Annotated in this window: 13 protein-coding genes and 1 pseudogene; 8 read left to right on the top strand and 6 right to left on the bottom strand. The window is 57.6% G+C overall.

All coding sequences use genetic code 11. The features are described 5' to 3' along the window. Positions 1 to 33: 33 nt before the first annotated feature. Both BLS41_RS05475 and ppa read right to left on the bottom strand, forming a co-directional pair. Positions 34 to 2127: an FUSC family protein gene (locus tag BLS41_RS05475; protein WP_074763374.1), complete on the bottom strand. Its 2094-nt coding sequence runs from the start codon at positions 2125 to 2127 to the stop codon at positions 34 to 36. A 331-nt stretch (positions 2128 to 2458) separates the two neighbouring features. After that, positions 2459 to 2986, bottom strand: coding sequence for an inorganic diphosphatase (gene ppa, locus BLS41_RS05470; protein WP_074763373.1), 528 nt, complete (start codon positions 2984 to 2986; stop codon positions 2459 to 2461). A gap of 300 nt (positions 2987 to 3286) precedes the next feature. Between ppa and BLS41_RS05465 the strand changes: the two genes are divergently transcribed. The 7 genes from BLS41_RS05465 to BLS41_RS05430 all read left to right on the top strand — a co-directional run bounded on the left by BLS41_RS05465 (position 3287) and on the right by BLS41_RS05430 (position 11529). After that, complete coding sequence (locus BLS41_RS05465) at positions 3287 to 4726, top strand: aldehyde dehydrogenase family protein (RefSeq protein WP_074763372.1); 1440 nt, start codon at positions 3287 to 3289, stop codon at positions 4724 to 4726. 66 nt (positions 4727 to 4792) lie between these two features. Then, on the top strand, positions 4793 to 5551 hold the full coding sequence (locus BLS41_RS05460; protein WP_074763371.1) for an SDR family oxidoreductase: 759 nt from the start codon (positions 4793 to 4795) through the stop codon (positions 5549 to 5551). Positions 5552 to 6086: 535 nt separating this feature from the next. Then, positions 6087 to 6953, top strand: coding sequence for a hypothetical protein (locus BLS41_RS05450; protein WP_143026222.1), 867 nt, complete (start codon positions 6087 to 6089; stop codon positions 6951 to 6953). 363 nt (positions 6954 to 7316) lie between these two features. Next, entirely contained in the window at positions 7317 to 8636 is a 1320-nt protein-coding gene (locus tag BLS41_RS05445; protein WP_074763368.1) for an MFS transporter, read from the top strand. 162 nt (positions 8637 to 8798) lie between these two features. After that, entirely contained in the window at positions 8799 to 8993 is a 195-nt protein-coding gene (locus BLS41_RS38270) for a hypothetical protein (protein WP_143026221.1), read from the top strand. A gap of 1165 nt (positions 8994 to 10158) precedes the next feature. Further along, positions 10159 to 10731: a PAAR domain-containing protein gene (locus tag BLS41_RS05435; protein ID WP_074763366.1), complete on the top strand. Its 573-nt coding sequence runs from the start codon at positions 10159 to 10161 to the stop codon at positions 10729 to 10731. 6 nt (positions 10732 to 10737) lie between these two features. Continuing rightward, on the top strand, positions 10738 to 11529 hold the full coding sequence (locus BLS41_RS05430) for a hypothetical protein (RefSeq protein WP_074763365.1): 792 nt from the start codon (positions 10738 to 10740) through the stop codon (positions 11527 to 11529). A gap of 307 nt (positions 11530 to 11836) precedes the next feature. On the opposite strand, the gene BLS41_RS05420 is transcribed toward BLS41_RS05430, so the two are convergent. Together BLS41_RS05420 and BLS41_RS05415 are read right to left on the bottom strand one after the other, a co-directional pair. Further along, positions 11837 to 12055, bottom strand: coding sequence for a hypothetical protein (locus BLS41_RS05420; RefSeq protein WP_253189624.1), 219 nt, complete (start codon positions 12053 to 12055; stop codon positions 11837 to 11839). A 56-nt stretch (positions 12056 to 12111) separates the two neighbouring features. After that, positions 12112 to 14523, bottom strand: coding sequence for a DUF6531 domain-containing protein (locus BLS41_RS05415; RefSeq protein ID WP_253189623.1), 2412 nt, complete (start codon positions 14521 to 14523; stop codon positions 12112 to 12114). Positions 14524 to 14668: 145 nt separating this feature from the next. Between BLS41_RS05415 and BLS41_RS05410 the strand changes: the two are divergent. Beyond that, a pseudogene (locus BLS41_RS05410) lies at positions 14669 to 15398 on the top strand (MFS transporter); the annotation flags it as partial. Positions 15399 to 15678: 280 nt separating this feature from the next. Here BLS41_RS05410 and BLS41_RS05405 read toward each other — a convergent pair. Next, positions 15679 to 16083, bottom strand: a complete 405-nt coding sequence (locus BLS41_RS05405) for a TIGR02391 family protein (RefSeq protein ID WP_216350601.1) — start codon at positions 16081 to 16083, stop codon at positions 15679 to 15681. A gap of 86 nt (positions 16084 to 16169) precedes the next feature. Next, on the bottom strand, positions 16170 to 16889 hold the full coding sequence (locus BLS41_RS05400; RefSeq protein ID WP_143026220.1) for a DUF5343 domain-containing protein: 720 nt from the start codon (positions 16887 to 16889) through the stop codon (positions 16170 to 16172). Positions 16890 to 17347 lie beyond the last annotated feature (458 nt).

Genomic DNA, 17347 nt, shown 5'->3' with positions numbered 1-17347 from the left:
ACGCTGCGGCAACACCCCTGCCGCCGCTCAACCTTACCCCCTCGCCTCACGCATCCGCTCGGTAAGCAAGCGGTGCATCCGCGCCATTTCGCCCACTGCATCCGCTTCGAGCGACGTCAGATTCTCACGTGCCGGAAGCTCGTGCCGGACCGGTTTTAGCGTACGGTTCAACGCGGCGTCGATATCGGCACTCATTGCCGCGACCCATGCCATCAGTTCATCGTGACGCTCGCGCCGCGTCGTAGTCAGACGCAATTGCGTGGCCGTCCCCGCCATCCGGCGCGACAGGCTCAACACCGTCAGCGTCACCGTATCGACCATCGAATCTTCGAGCTTCTCCAAACGAATCCGTCCGATGACTTCTTCCGCGTTGTTGCTGGCAAGACCCGCCGCGCGACGCAACTGCTCCATCTCCTTCTCACTGCGGCGCGGCGACTCCAGCGCAGCCCGCAGATACGCGAGATTCGCGCGTACCGCTTTGCCCAGATACGCGCGGTAGTCGACTTTCTCGCGCGTCGGCCAAAGGTAGAACGTGGCCAGCAAAGCGAGCACGCAGCCGAGCACGTTATTGCCGAGCCGCGTGATTGCAAACGAGAATTCGCTCGCGCCTGGCGTCGCGAAGTCGGCGACCAGCACGAAGGTCGGCGTGAGAAACAGCACGAACAGGCTGTAGCTGACGGGACGCAGCGCCATCGTCGCCATCACCAGCGGGAAGACGGCGAGCGAAATGCCGAGCGGCGAATGAATCGCGTAACCGATTGCCGCCGCCAGCACACCGCCGACAATACTGCCCGCCGCGCGCTCGATACTGCGCGGCCAGGTCGCCGCAATCGACGGCTGCAGGATCAGCAGCGTCGCCATGGTCGCCCAGTAGCCGAACGGCAACCCCAGCGCGCGGATCACGAGAAAGCCGGTGGTGGTCGTCACGCCGACGCGCGCCGCATGGCGCAAGCCGACGGATTGCCACGACTGATTGGCCTTGAGCGTGGAGACGATCCACGTCATCAGGCGGGCGGCGCTCTCCGTCCACTTCGCAGGCTGCTCGTAAGCGGGCGCGAAGTCGACCAGTTCGAAGTCGGACTTCAGCTTTACCGGTTCCATCAACGCGTTTTCGAGCCGTTGCGCGAGTCGGCGCAGACGTCGCTGGAAATCGGCTAGACGCTCGAAGCGGCCTTCACCCGCCGCCGCGCCGATACCGCGCAGCACCTCGCCAATCGCGCCCAGCAATCGGGCTGCGCGTTTCGCGCGCCATGCGTCGGCGGGAGCGCGTTCGCATGCGCCCGAGACGGCGATCAGATACGCGAACAGCGCTTCGCTGTCGGTGAGAAGACCGAGCAAGGTGTCGTAGGTTTCGCGACTGCCTGTTCTCGATGGAGGCACGTTTGCCAGTAACTTGCGCGACCGCTCCAATGCAGCACGGGCATCGGCGCGGAACTTGGCGGCGTGGGTGGCCCAATCGCGTGGAATAGCGCGTTGTTCGAGCAGACGCGCGCTGTCGAGTGCAATGTCGGCGAGCCGCAGATACACCGTGCGCAACGACGACCGGCTCGCGCCGAACGGATGAATGCGCCACACGGTCAGGCTCAGCGCGATCGCAAACAGGCAGCCGACCAGATACACGCCGAGAAACGCGAGGCCCGCGCGAACGCTGTGCATCGGCCGGTCGACCATGACCACGCAGGCGGTCGCCGCGAGGATCGTCACCTGCGAGGTGGCTGCACCCCAGATGCGGCCGAATGCGCCGAGTGTCGTGAACGCGAGCACCGCCAGTGCCGCGAATACAGCGCTCGAGCCCGACGCAAAAGAGGTGATGCCGCCGCACAACGTAGACAGCAGCGCAAAGCCCATCATCGACGCGAAACGGGCCCGGTTGGAACCGGCGGCATCGGCGAGACAGGTCCAGAACGCGCCGATCGCGGCCCACGCGAAGATCGGATCGTGCAGCACATTGCCCACCGCGAGCATGGCCGTCGACGCACACGCGGCTCTCAGCCCTTCAGACAGACTCGCCTCGCTCGCGGAGAACGACACCATCCATACCGGACGCTTGCGATAGATCGTCGTCGCAATCCTGTACAGCCGGTTCGACCAGCGTGGCGACGACGGGTGAAGCTTTCGGTTCATCATCCGGACAGTGTTCTCCTGATAGCCGTATCGCGCGCTGCATGGGCGCTGCGTTTGGCGTTGTTGCTATGTTTTGATCAGCCGCGCACGACTCCGCATGGCTGTGCGGCATATATTAAGGGTTAACCCCTAAATATAAAAATGCCTTCGGTTCATCTTCTTTATGCATGGCGTCTATGCACGCGCACTCCTCATGCCGGCAGCCTGCTTTGGACACGAACGAGGTTAGATGAGCACGTTGAAAACGCCATGAAAAAACCGCACGTCCGTTGCGGAATCGTGCGGCTTTTTAGATCGCTTTGCTAGTCGGCCATTCGGCCAACCTCACGCGTGCTTACTTCTTGAAGTTCGCGACGCCTTCGGTGATTTCCTTGTGCGCGGCTTCGATGCCTGCCCAGCCTTCGACCTTCACCCACTTGCCCTTCTCCAGCGCCTTGTATTGCTCGAAGAAGTGCTTGATCTGGTCTTTCAGGTACGCCGGGACGTCGTCGATCGACTTGAGGTCGGCGGTCATCGGGCAGACCTTGTCGTGCGCCACGGCGACGAGCTTCGCGTCCACGCCCGATTCGTCGGTCATTTGCAGCATGCCGAGCGCGCGTGCGCGAACCACCGAGCCTGCCAGCAGCGGGAACGGCGTGAGCACCAGCACGTCGACCGGGTCGCCGTCGCCCGACAGCGTTTGCGGAATGTAACCGTAGTTCGCCGGATAGCGCATGCCGGTGCCGATGAAACGGTCGACATGAAGCAGGCCCGTTTCCTTGTCAGCTTCGTACTTGACCGGATCGCTTTGCGCCGGGATTTCGATGATGACGTTGAAATCTTGCGGAAGGTCTTTGCCTGCGGGTACGTTATTGAAGCTCATGAGCGCTCTCTGATCAGAAGATGAAAATCGGAACACGGCTTGCTGCGCGTGCGTTCGGGCAAACCTGAAGCGGGCGGGGCCCAGACTCGATGTTGCGGCGAACAGCAGCGTGGCGGCCGGACATTGCGGAACACGCCATTATAGCCAATCGGCCGATGGCATCCGTCGCGGGATCGGCCGATAATCATTAAGCGTTTCCGACAGCTTTTTTGCACGGCTTTTCTCGATTGTGCCTCTGGTTTGTGAACATCGCGCGGCTGAACCCCGCTGCGCGCTACCCGCAACACTCAAGGAGCAAGCATGGAAGAAGCACGACACTTCATCGGCGGCGAGTGGTGTGCCGCCTCGGGCGGCGAGACGATCGGCGTGCTCGATCCGTCCGACGGACAGGTCTTCGCGCAACTCGCACGCGGCACCGCCGCCGATATCGACACCGCGGTCCACGTCGCGCGCCGCGCGTTCGAAGGTCCGTGGGGCGCGGCGAGCGCCGCCGAACGCGGGCGGATCCTCTACCGGCTCTCGATGCTGGTCGCCGCCCGCCAGGAAGAACTGGCCCAACTCGAAGCACGCGACACCGGCAAACCGCTCAAGCAGGCACGCGCCGACGCCGCCGCCCTCGTCCGCTATTTCGAGTTCTATGCAGGTGCCGCCGACAAGTTGCACGGCGAAACGCTGCCCTACCAGACCGGCTATACGGTGCTGACCATCCGCGAGCCACACGGTGTGACCGGCCATATCGTGCCGTGGAATTATCCGATGCAGATTTTCGGCCGCAGCGTCGGCGCGGCGCTTGCCACCGGCAATGCGTGCGTCGTCAAACCGGCAGAGGATGCGTGCCTGTCCGTGTTGCGCGTCGCCGAACTGGCCGCCGAAGCAGGCTTGCCTGCGGGCGCGCTGAACATCGTCACCGGCTACGGACATGAAGCGGGCGCGGCGCTCGCGAAGCATCCCGGCATCGACCACATTTCCTTCACAGGATCGCCAGAAACCGGCAAGCTCGTCACGCAAATGGCCGCCGAGAACCATGTGCCGGTCACGCTCGAACTGGGCGGTAAATCCCCGCAAATCGTCTTCGCCGACGCCGATCTCGACGCCGCCCTGCCCGTGCTGATCTCGGCCATCGTGCAGAACGCCGGGCAGACCTGTTCGGCGGGCAGTCGCGTGCTGATCGACCAGGCCATTTACGAACCGCTGCTCGACCGCCTGGGCAACGCGTTTCATGCGTTGCGTGTGGGCCCATCGAAAGCCGATCTCGACTGCGGGCCGTTGATCAACGCCAAGCAACAACAACGCGTGTGGGATTTTCTGTCCGACGCGCAGCACGACGGCATCGCCATGGCGGCTCACGGCGAAGTGATTGCCGACGCGCCGGAAAGCGGTTTCTATCAAGCGCCCACGTTATTGCGCGACGTGCCTGCGAGCCACCGTCTCGCACGCGACGAAGTGTTCGGCCCGGTGCTCGCCGCGATGTCCTTCCGCGACGAAGACGAAGCGCTCGCGTTAGCCAACGGCACGCAGTACGGCCTGGTCGCCGGCATCTGGACGCGCGACGGTGCGCGGCAAATGCGGCTCGCGCGGCGCTTGCGCTCGGGGCAGGTGTTCATCAACAACTATGGCGCGGGCGGCGGCGTCGAATTGCCGTTCGGCGGCGTCAAGCATTCGGGCCATGGGCGTGAGAAAGGCTTTGAAGCGCTGTACGGATTCACCGTGTTGAAGACTATCGCGATCCGGCACGGCTAAACGCGCGCGCGGTTCGACGTAACGTGAAGCAACGCAGCACCATCCACAACAAACAACGGAGACATCATGCGGTTGACAGGTAAAACGGCCATCGTCACGGGTGGCGGCTCGGGTTTCGGTGAAGGCATCGCGAAGACCTATGCGCGCGAGGGGGCGAACGTCGTGGTCAACGATCTGAACGGCGCGGCCGCCGAGCGCGTGGCGAGCGAGATTGCGCTGGCTGGCGGCAAGGCGATTGCGGTGGCGGGCAACGTCGCGCAGCAGGCGGACTGGCGCACGCTGCGCGAGGCCGCGCTCGACGACTTCGGCAGCGTGCAGATCGTCGTCAACAATGCGGGGACCACGCATCGCAACAAGCCGGTACTCGAAGTGAGCGAAGCCGAGTTCGACCGCGTGTATGCGGTGAACGTCAAAAGCATTTACTGGAGCGTGCAGGAGTTCGTGCCGTATTTCCGCCAGCAAGGCGGCGGCAGCTTCATCAATATTGCGTCGACGGCGGGCGTGCGGCCGAGGCCGGGGCTCGTCTGGTACAACGGCAGCAAGGGCGCGGTGATTATCGCGAGCAAGTCGCTTGCTGTAGAACTTGGGCCGGACCGCATTCGCGTGAACTGCGTGAATCCGGTGATTGGTGAAACCGCGCTGTTATCCGAATTCATGGGCGTTGAAGACACGCCGCAGAATCGTCAAAAGTTTCTGGCGGGGATTCCGCTCGGAAGATTTTCGACGCCGCAGGATATTGCGAATGCGGCGCTTTATCTGGCTTCGGATGAGGCGGAGTTTATTACGGGTGTGTGTCTTGAAGTGGATGGGGGGCGGTGCGTTTAGCGCTCTACAGAGGTCGTGTGAGGGTGGTGATGTTTTGTGCCGCCCTTGCTTTTTTTCGGTCGTTTTTTTCGCTGTTGATTCGTGATCCAAACCAGTCAACGTAGCTTGAATGGATCGACTGCAGTCGGCCCATTCCTGGGCCGAGCGCCACGAGCAATAGGAATGCGCCGCGCTAGAGCGATCGGGCCAATCAAGCGACCTTATTCGTCCAGAACAACGGGCACGTCAGCCAACTGCCAAGTCCTTAAGGCAATCGCCTATTTTCACCCCGAACACATCTGAGCCGAAGAACATAAATCTATACATCCCCATCCAGTCGCCAACCCGTTTTGCCGGATCCCCGCTTAACTCTGCCTGGGAAGCTTCGTATCGGAATGGCATAAAGCGTGAGGTGTCGCTTCCATTCGTCGCAACGATTTGCATCTCGCCGCCGTTTTTTTCTGCTGATCGTTGAGTCCGCTGCTGGAATGCTGGACGACACGGACGCGCTGAATTCTCTGGTGCGGACGCTTGTATTTACTCGACTCTCATCGCAATGCATTCCGCTTATTTCTCAAGACTAGCGATGGCATGCCGTAATCACTATCGGTATGAAGGTTCGACTTATCGAGCGTGGTGCTTAACTCGACCATGCCCGCGCTGGGGACAACAACACACTGACAACAAGGAAAACTCGATGAAAGGGCGCTTCGCAGCTTGTATGGTTTCCATTTCCGCTTTAGCCGCATTGACTGGCTGCGTTTCAGTGCAGCCAAAAAGCATTTCGCAGGACAGCGCGGCGGCACTGCACGGCAAGACGGTCGTCGTCGATGCCTACGAAAGCCCCGGCTTCACCGCGATGACGCCGGGCAAGGCCGCGTTGGGCCTAATCGGCGCGGGTCTCATGATCAGTGAAGGCCGCAGTTTCATTCACGGCAACCAGATCGCCGACCCGGCAGTCGCAATCGGCAATGGCCTCGCACAAGAGATGGCGACGAAATACGCGGTCGTAGTCAAGGCGACCAGCGACGTCAAACCGCTCACGACGGATGCGATCGACGCCATCGTCGCGCAGTATCCCGACAGCGACCTGATCATGGATAGCCACACGGTCAACTGGGCATACGCCTACTTCCCCGACCACTGGGGTACCTATCGGCTGATCTACGCGGCCAGGATCCGCCTCATCGACGCGCATACCAAAACTGTGCTCGCGGAAGGGCTGTGCAAGCAGGTGCCGGATTATTCGCCGGATATGCCCGACTACGACACGCTCACTGGCAACGGCGCCGCATGGACAAAGGCGAAGTTGAGCAGCTATGCCGAGTCGTGTGTCAGCGAGTTTGGCGCGTCGTCGCTGGACCTGCCGCAAATGGCTCATCAGGCGACCGCGGCGCAACCGGGAGCGACCCAGGCGCATTGACAGGCGACGCATGGATCGCCCGCTCGCGCACATGCACTCTACTTTCGGTCGTTGGACGTTGCTCCGACGATCGACCTTCTAGTCGCCACAAGTCGGGGGCCGGGCTGCCGAGCAGCGAGCGGCATCTTTTCTGCCTATCGGATAGGCGAGAAGTACCGGACCCGCACCGGCTAACGACGAAACCCACCGCTTCCTATCCATCCACACAGAATCCCGAGCGAGTTCCCCTTTGCGCCGCGCTCGTCTACCTCAGTGTTTTCCCCCACTCTCGATTCGTGATCCAAATCACCCAGCGCGGCTAGAATCGATCGACTGCGGTCGGTCCATTCCATAAAAATCACTCATCCTGCATGAGGAGACACCATGGCTAGTCCTGCCAATCCGCTGCACCGTCCCGAGGCGGGCGCGCCCTCTTCTTCTTTCGAAGAGGCGACCTATCGCAAGGTCACGTGGCGGCTCGCGCCGTTGCTGATGCTCTGCTACATCGTCGCGTATCTGGATCGCGTGAACGTCGGGTTCGCGAAGCTGCAGATGACCAGCGACCTGGGTCTGAGCGACGCGGTCTACGGCTTTGGCGCGGGCATTTTCTTCGTCGGCTATTTCATCTTCGAAATTCCGAGCAACGTGATTCTGCATAAGGTCGGCGCACGCGTGTGGATCGCGCGGATCATGGTGTCGTGGGGCCTCATCTCGATGCTGACCATGTTCGTCACCACGCCGACCATGTTCTACGTGATGCGCTTCCTGCTCGGTCTCGCCGAAGCGGGCTTCTTCCCCGGCATCATCCTGTACCTCACCTACTGGTACCCGTCACACCGGCGCGGGCGCATGACCACCTGGTTCATGACGGCGATTGCGTTATCGGGGGTGATCGGCGGACCGGTGTCCGGTTATATCCTCAAGAGCTTTAACGGGCTGAACGGATGGCATGGCTGGCAGTGGCTGTTTCTGCTCGAAGGCATTCCGTCGATCATCGTCGGCGTGCTGGTGTTTGCGATGCTCGATGACCGGATTGCGAACGCGAAGTGGCTCACCCGCGAAGAGCAGCAGATGCTCGAGCGTCATGTCGCGGCGGAGGAATCGGCCAAGCATGACATGCCGGTTCGGCAGGTGCTCACGAATGGGCGTGTGCTGATGTTCAGTCTCACGTACTTTTCGTTCGTGATGGGTTTGTATGGCGTGAGCTTCTGGCTGCCGACGATTATCAAGGCGACGGGCGTGACCGATGCGTTCATGATTGGGCTGTTGTCGGCGATTCCGTTTGCGGCGGCGGTTGTGGCGATGGTGCTGGTGGCGCGGAGTGCGGATCGTCGGCGCGAGCGGCGCTGGCATATTGCTTTGCCGGCTTTTTTTGGTGCCTTGGGATTGGTGTTGTCGGTTGTCTGGGCGCATAACACCGTGCTGGCGATGGCCTCTCTCACGCTCGCGACGATGGGGATTCTGACTACCCTGCCGCTGTTCTGGAGTCTGCCGACGGCGATTCTGGCGGGGACGGGCGCGGCGGCTGGGATTGCGATGATTAATTCGATTGGGAATCTGGCGGGGTTTTTGAGTCCTTATCTGGTGGGGTGGTTGAAGCAGGCTACTGCTGCTAATGATTCGGGGATGTTTATGTTGGCGGGGTTTATGGTGCTTGGGGGGTTGCTTGCGGTTAGCGTGCCGGCGCGGATGGTTAATAAGTGAGGGGGCTAACGCACGCGCTCCGCGAGTACTTCCCCGAAGAGGCTCTGCGTTGATGCGAGTTCAATTCGCAAATTAGATTTCCGAAGATCAAAAAACGATTCCTCTCTTTCGCTTGAAATGAAACTGGTAAAAATCGTCGTAGGTATCGCCGTAGGAGCAGTCTTGACTACCGCCTTTGCGTGGGTTGGCCTGTATCTGTTCGGTATTTTCGTTTTGCATGGAGAAGGGAGCCTGTTCGATGCTTCCCGTACGGCAGAAAACACATTCTTCATTGCTTGGTTTGCATTGACAGTAGTTGCCTCAATTTTGGGCGGATATGTCGGCTATGCAAGCGGCGAAAAACCGAGAGAAAGTTGAATGGTAGACACAGAAGAGAGGGTTGAGTCGCGGGCAGCGGCGGTAATCTTCTGCCGAAGTTCTCCATTGGTGTGCCGAAAGAACGACCACTTGTTGCGACATTGACTTTAACGAATGCCGACCTATTCCCGTCAAAGGCATGAGGCAGCAGTCGGCCGTGACATGACCTTCTTAGGATGCGGCTTTTAGACATTCCCGTAACGGCTACACAACAGCGAGAGGTCATACGCCCCAGACGTTATCACTCGCCAGAGCCTCCGCCCCTCTTCCCCTCTGGGCCCATTCCGTCGCCCACTCTGGGACGGCCGCCATCCCGTTCATCATTCGGATCGATGCCCTCCGCTAGTAGCGCGTCCATCTTTCCAATCTGGAGATGCGCACCTTCGATCGAATCAGTCGGAAACGTCCCACAGCTATAGCGCCGCTCCTTCCCAAGCCATTTCCCCTCTGTGTGCGGAGAGACGTAAGAAATAGACATCCGCGCAGTTGTTCGCCCATCCGTCAGAACTCGCCGCTCAAACTCAAGACCAAACTTGTCGAGAAGGCGGACAGACTCTTTCTGATCGGCCAACCATTTGTAAATGTCCGCGTCGGAATAGATAGACGTTCCGCGTTTTCGCTCCGCCATAAATTAAAATCTCCTTATTACACAAAAAAGCTCTCGATTGATCGTAATTCGTCAGGAATCCATTCCACCCAACTGCGAGCAGGATCGAAGACAATTATCCTTTTGACGTAAAGCTTCTTAGCTTAAGTGAAACTCTGTCTCGCGCGTCTTCTAGCTTACCGCGTCCATTGTTGCTCGCAAATTCGTTTTTCGAATGACCACTGTCGAACTGAGCCAAAACGCATCAAAGAAGATTCGGCCGTAAAGAACTTCCGCTCTCAATTACAGCATCACGTTTGAACGGCGCGTTAGTCGTCAACAGTCGGTCGAATCGGCCTACTTCGTCTTGGCCGACGGCGCGCATACCATCTCGTCAACGGCTGCCATTCTAAAAACCGCGTCCAAAGTGATCGGCTCGCCACATCTTTTCGATTTGTTCAAACGCAAGCGCCTGATATCAATAACCAGTTCGCATATTCTCCACGCGAAATAGAGCGTTTCATTGCCTATGGGTTCCAACGGTGGTATTGATTCCGTTTTAATAAGATATTTCGAACCATGAACCGTCACTATCTTAGAATCGGCGATAAATCATCGGTCGGCGGGACTATTGTCGAAGGCATACCGCAGATTTTGCAGGATGGGAAACAAGTATCCTTTGTCGGTGCAGCCGTGAGTTGCCCTGCGTGCAAGAGCACTGGAAAAATCGCCGCGAAGGGGCAGCGTTGGCCAGGTGAGGTGATGGGCAAACAGCTCGCACTCGAGGACGACCTGTGCGTGTGCAAATGCTATCCGCTGCCAATCATGGTGGCAGGGCAAAGCGCGATGCACATGGGCTTTGAGTCGAACGGTGGGGCGGTTCCTGCATCTGCAACGCCTATCGATAGCGGACATGGAAGCGAACACTGGGTCCGCTTCGAGCTCAAAGATCGCGGTAGCTGTGAAGGTCTGAAATGCAGGGCGCAATTCTCGGATGGTTCTGTCGCAAAGGGCGTCGTGGATTCCCAGAATCGCATCGTTTTCCATCGACCTAACGCCTCAGCCTGCAAAACACTCGACGTACTGTTAGAAAACGATAGCAACGGCGGGTCCGCCGTGACAGAAAAATTGCTAGCCGCAATTCTTGGATAACTCACCGTGGACAAAGAGAATAATCAAAACGTTGCGAACGGCTCGTTTGAGACGAATAAAACGCACGATCTTACAAGCGCTATCCTTGACGCCGCGATATCGGACTACGAAGCGATCGCAACGACCTTTGCTGCCAATGCCATCAGCGACAATAGCGTGCGTCAACAATACACTCGACACATCCGTGCGATTTCGAACCAGGTCCGACAAGAAGTTGAAAGTGGCCACATGACTGTCAAGGAAGGTGCGGAGTATTGCAGCCAACTGCGCGACAAACTCTTCGTTGAGTACCGAAAGTATACGTCCGCTGTAGGCGTCGCAAAGGCTGAGGTGATAAAGCTCAAGTCGCGAGGGTTCGACTACTACCTCGATAAATACGCGCAGTCGCTTTACGGTAAAAACTTCAGTCAGTTGACGGATGAACAGCGAGCGGCGGTCTATTACACGACGTTATCGAAGGCCGGCGGTGGAAATACTGAAGTCACTGCGAAAGTTCGCAAGTTGCAGGTTCAGGCAAGGGTAGCCATTCTATTCACGGCAATTCTTGCAACAGGCGAGATAGTCGGTGCAAAGGACCGCGTGCGCGAAGCAGCTCGTCAAGGAAGCATCATTGCAGGCGGGATGATTGGGGGGACGGTTGCCAGTTTGGCCGCGTCGTTTGTTTGCGGTCCTGCGGAGCCGATCTGCGCTGCGGCTGTAGTGCTCATCGGAAGCAACATCGGTGGTATGGTTGGCGAAAGCGTCAACGATGCCTACCAGGAAGAAATTCCCGTTTTTATTGATTGGATCAGAAACTAGCTGAGCGCACTGAATGTCGACCCCTTTGCTAATAATTGTCGCTGTGCTGTTTATCGGGTCTGCGATTTTGATTGTGATTAACATCACGGGCGATCCAGGAATCGACTATTGGGACCTTGATGGCCAGAACAGGCAGCCTCGTTCCAGTCTGGATTTTCTTCGCAACAAGCCAATCTTCTATTGTGCTGGAGTCGTACTTGTTGCGAGCTTTTTAGCGTACATCCTGACACGTTCGTCGTAACTGCAAACATCCAGCTATACCGTCGCGCTCACCGAGTTCCTTCCGGCGAGCGCGACCAACGGCCAATCACTCTTTCGACGGCCTCTCGATTGGATGCTGCGTCAGCTTCAGATGCTTTTGGACTTCGGGTCGGCCTGCCGCAATCAGATTAAGCATTGCAACGCCTAGCTGCCGAGCCAATTCGTCATCGAAGCCAAATTCTTCTTCATCGAGAAAAAACGGCACTGCCATTTTCCCCGAGACGAGCGGAGCTATCAAAGCCGAATCGACCGCTTGAATCGTCAACTGATGGGGCTCGTCAGCGTACGTTAGAACCACTGTATAGGGCGGGTGATTAACCATTAATATCCCCTGCATTGTTGATATCTGTCAAAAGCATTGGCTTTACACAGCGCGTAGTTTCGATCGCCTCTAGGTTTAGCCACCAGTCTACAAAAATCCAGATCCGTCTCGTATTGGTCAAAACATCGTGATTCGTGAGATTCTCGACCGCTGCACTTTACCATCCCGCCCGCTGTGCTTCCTCCCTGGAAGAGCGAACTGTAAAGCATTGACCGCTTTGCGGAAGCGGCCACATCTGGCATAAGAGTCGGATATGGCACCTGCGACTGATCGCTCAGCATCAGTTCCGTTTTCTCGCCCCACTGCGGAAGCACCTCGGTTAACTCCCCACTATAAAGTTTGCCCGTCAAGTTAGCTTTCCACGCCATATAGCACTCAACGCAGAGGCTTGGAACATAGGCATCAGCGCTTGATCGGACTCCTGTGAGGTTAGCCTGCGGCGAAACGGGATCATTACCCAATTCCCAGTTAGTGAGCCATGCGTCTAATTCGGCATCGCTAATCGTTTGCCACCATCCTCCGTTCGTTGACACCTTCCCAGTGCGTGTTGACACCCCGCCGTCCGGACCATATTCGTAATCCACCTGCAACTTGCGAGCTAGACCGCCATTAATAATGCCGGCCGGTTCATCATAGGTAAAACTCGTTACGCGACCGCGGGGATCGTAAGTAATGTCTGCCTGACCACTACTACTCGCGATAGTTTTCGCGCGATCTTCGTTGCTGCGGTCCACCGTTTTCATCTGCCAACCCGACACGGCATCCCGGGTTAATGCAATGTTGCCCCTTGCGTCGTACGTGTAGGTCCAGTCTTCTACTGTCTTGCCGTCCTGGGTTACCGTAGCCGACAAAAGGCGGTTTGCACCGTCGTAGCGTGCGCCAACGACCAACTGGCTGCCCGTCGCGATCGCCTGCATCCCCTGTTCGCCTGTCAGGTCAGTTGTTTGTCGCTCTGCATAACCCGTGACGTTACCGTTTGAGTCATAGACGAACGCGCGTACTTTGCCTGGCGTAGCGACCAAATGAGGGCGCAGGGAACTGCCATCAGAATATTCGATTGTCGTGACGGTTTTCACCCCAGCGACCGTAGCAAATGCCTTGATTGGCCGGTTAGCGCTGTCCCATGTGTACTGCGTGTTGCCGTCAGGCGTCGTTCGCTGCTTCAGATTGCCCGCTGTATCCCACGCGCGCGATACGGCACCGCCAGGCGTGGTAATCGAAATCGGGCGCAACGTATCTGAAGTACTGAAGCTATACGTACTGGTACCAGACAGGTCTGTCACTGTTGTCGTGCCAGAACCATAGCTCAGCGAAGCATTGCGAGTGGTATCCGGATGCGTGACCGAGGCTACGCGACCGCTGGCATCGTAATTCCACGTTGCAATTCGAGAACCGGATTCGTCCGTTACGCCTGTCAGTGCATTAGAAAAACGCACGTCTTCATAGAAATATTGACGGAGCGTCCCGTAGGGTGGAGTAACCGAAGCAAGATTCCCTTTCGCATCGTACGAATAATGTACCGCGTTCCCGCTAGGAGGCACTACAGCAATGATGTGGCCACTCGTGTCGTAGGCGAAACTGAGCACCAATCTGTTTTGTGCTGTGCTTGTTGCGCTATCGACCGGTCGCTGGACAATCTCCGATAACCGCGGTCCATCGTAATAAGCCTCGCGAAGCTCGCCCGTGCGTGTTGTCTCGGTATAGAACATGCCCGTGGTGTCCGAGTAACCCTCTGTCGTACCACGTTGCTCGTCTTTCAAGTAATAGAATCCGTCGTCGGATTTCGTGAGAGTGAGACCGGGATTTCCTGGTACAACCCACGCTCCCCCGCTCAACTTGAAGGTCACAGGTTGCCAGAATCCTCGATAGGCGACGATATGCGGCACACTCGCATTGGCGCCAGTCAGATCAATCCGTCGTTGCCAGTTGCTAACCCAGTTGCTCCCCATCAGCGTCTGATTCTTGTCGTAGGGCTGCGAAAGATAGACTCGCGAGAACACGATGGGTGATGCGCCGCCACTTTGGAAATCGACTTCGGAAAGCGCGACAACTCCTTTGGCTGGCAGCACTGGATCCGCCACCGGACAGGAGTCATCGGGCGTAGATTCGTCAATTGGTGTTGGAGGGGTGTTGCACCATTGATCTATCAACGCAAGGTCATCGATGCAGTTATAGTTGCCTAACCCAACTGGCGTATTACTGGCAACGGTGAGCTTGCAACTCGGCGTACCCGGTGTGGCGCCAGACTTTGCGTAAAGTGGGAAGCAAGTTGTATCTGCACTTGCTCCTAACGCAATCGTGAAAAGCACGGATGCGGCCTGCAGTTGTGTTGCGAGGCTTATTGCTACTTTGAAATTTTTATTTCTTTTCATAGCTATCCCAATTTTTCTACTTGAATGTTTTTCAAGCATCCTATTGGGTACATTCCTGCTTTACCTATCGGATAACTCCTAAACACCGTGTTGACTTCAGGCACGTAAGATCGATAGATACATAGAATTTGCAAGCAACGAAACGGCAATAGCAGGCCAAGCAATACCCGCTGCGGAGACTGACGAAGGTATTCCGTCGATCATCGTCGGCGTGCTGGTGTTTGCGATGCTCGATGACCGAATCGCGAACGCGAAGTGGCTAACGAAGGAACAGCAGAAAATGCTCGAGCGTCATGTGTCGGCAGAGGAATCGACCACGCATGACATGCCGGTTCGTCAGGTGCTCACGAATGGGCGGGTGCTTATGTTTAGTCTCACGTACTTTTCGTTCGTGATGGGTTTGTATGGCATGAGCTTTCTGGCTGCCGACGATCATCAAGGCGACGGGTGTGACCGATGCGTTCATGATCGGACTGTTGTCCGCGATTCCGTTTGCGGCGGCGGTTGTCGCGATGGTGCTGGTGGCGCGTAGTGCGGATCGGCGGTGCGAGCGGCGCTGGCATATTGCTTTGCCTGCGTTTGCTGGGGCGGTGGGGTTGGTGCTGTCGGTCGTGTGGGCGCATAACACCGTGCTGGCGATGGCCTCGCTGACGCTTGCGACGATGGGCATTCTGACTACCCTGCCGCTGTTCTGGAATCTGCCGACGGCGATTCTGGCAGGGACAGGCGCGGCGGCTGGGATTGCGATGATTAATTCGATTGGCAATCTGGCGGGGTTTTTGAGTCCTTATGCGGTGGGGTGGCTTAAGCAAGCTACATAGGCTAATGATTCGGGGATGTTTACGTTGGCTGCGTTTATGGTGCTTGGGGGGTTGCTTGCGGTTAGTGTGTCAGGGAGGATGGCTAACAAGTAAAGTTGCATCGTCGGCCCTTCGGTGATTTGCCGCTGGGCTCTCGGTTCGTGTTTAAAACCGCGACTCACCTACCGCCTTCAAACGCTCGGTTTCGATAAGCACCCTCATTGGAAAATAAAATCCGAGTATCCGCTATAGGCTGTTTGCCCTTGATCGGCGCAGCGGCTTAAAACGATCGCTCCGGAAATAGGAGAAGACCCACATCCTTCGTCTCGCGTCTTCATGCGAGGAAGTTCGCAACGAGCCATGACAGGATCAACACGGCGTCCATTGCCTACGCTCATTTGTACCCCGCTCGTTCAAGTCTCCGGAGCAACAATGAAGCAAAAGCCAGATGGTCTAAGCAGACATCTGGATCGTCGCTCAGGGTGATCTCATGTCCGCCTGGGTTCCTGATCGCTGCAACGGAACCTGCGAACATGAATTGATAGCCCTCTTGCTCGTCCTCTTCGCTCGGGTTGGCAAGCCCATTGAGTTTGATCATAGGGGTCGCTTTGCCGAACACGTTCATCATTAGCTTGCGCCCGATCTCCCGGGAGCCGCTGTGCTTCTGAACAACTTTCTCGACGAACTTAAAGGCATGGAAAGTCGCCTCGGCGCCATGCCCATCATCGAACAGCTTCCGAACCTTCGCTGGCATGCCCGGATGGACGTTGCGCAGTTCGAAAGGATGAAGCGGGCTCATGGGTTGCTCGGTCGCGTCTGTGGGTGCAGTGATCGCTGGCGCTTTGGTGCGCCGAACGATTTGCTCGAATATCTCAAATGCCGTTGTCATTGCCCGTTCAGCAGGTTTGCGCGAATGCTCTTGAAGATAGCGTCGTACGTGTCCTGATCTCCGCCAGGTGGCAAATTGATCTCTATGCGCACCGTGAGCCCTACGTTAGCGTTGTTGAAGGCACCGCCGTTCAGTGCTGGAGCGGAGGCCGACGAGTGGGCACCAGCCGGTGCAGGTGGCGGCGCTGCGGTCTTCTCAGTGAAAGTGGTGGCCTTCTTCGCAGGAGCCACCTTCTTTACAACTTTCGCGGCTCCGGAACCCGATGATTTGGCTGGCTCCGACTCATCCACGGCCCTGCCGGAGATGCGCGCCAAAGCTTGGAACGTGGATGCTTGCCTCTTTCCGACGATGTCACTCGTCCCGTCGTGATTTCGGAAGAACGCGATGAGCTTGTCGATCGGCAACCCCCAGGCATCAGGACCATGCAGGTCGAACAACTCGTGGTATGCCTGTCCCACCAGCCTGGAGAACTGCTCCTGGAAGTCGCTGTCGTTGTGCTGGTTGAAGATGGGCGTCGCTGCTGCCGTCTTCTTATTCTCTGCATCGAGCACGCCGATGAACTTGAGGATGTTCAGGACGTACGTTTCGTTGTTAGGCGCGATTCCCAACTTCTTCAGTGTGTCGGCCGTAACGACTGCGGGAAAGCTACGTCGCAGTTGGGTCGTAAGCTGGGTGACCCCACCGGAGCCCGACATGTACGGATGTTTGTCTGCCACTTGAAACCCTCCATTGATGGACCGATTGTCGCAGAATATGGGGACAGTCGGCCAGAGGGCGCCGTCAACGGATCATGCTATGCGTGCGCGCGCCCTGTCATCACAACTAGCTGACGACCGCTTCCGCTGCAGAGCAGACGTTGCTCAAAAAACCCGGACGGCCGCAACGGGTCGACGTCGGTCCTCCGTGTTGGCCGATCCCTAGCACTAAACAAGTCGATACGGATGGATTGCCCCGAGTCACAAAAGGCATTAAGCCATCTGCGAAATTGCGGAAGAGATAGGCAACGCCCCGACCAATCTCCCTCGCCGCCCCATTCCCCCTCATCCAATCGGCCAATCCCAACATTTAGCGCCCTCGACTAAATTTAAGACAGATCCATTCCCTTATAATTACCAAGTCGTCGGGAAACACCCAGCGACCAGGTTTAGCAGCCTGACGTTCCAACCGCACACCT

This window comes from Paraburkholderia fungorum (assembly GCF_900099835.1).
Lineage (GTDB): Bacteria > Pseudomonadota > Gammaproteobacteria > Burkholderiales > Burkholderiaceae > Paraburkholderia > Paraburkholderia fungorum_A.
The sequence above is the reverse complement of the archived record's forward strand: the minus strand, read 5'-3'. Positions and strand labels throughout refer to the sequence as shown.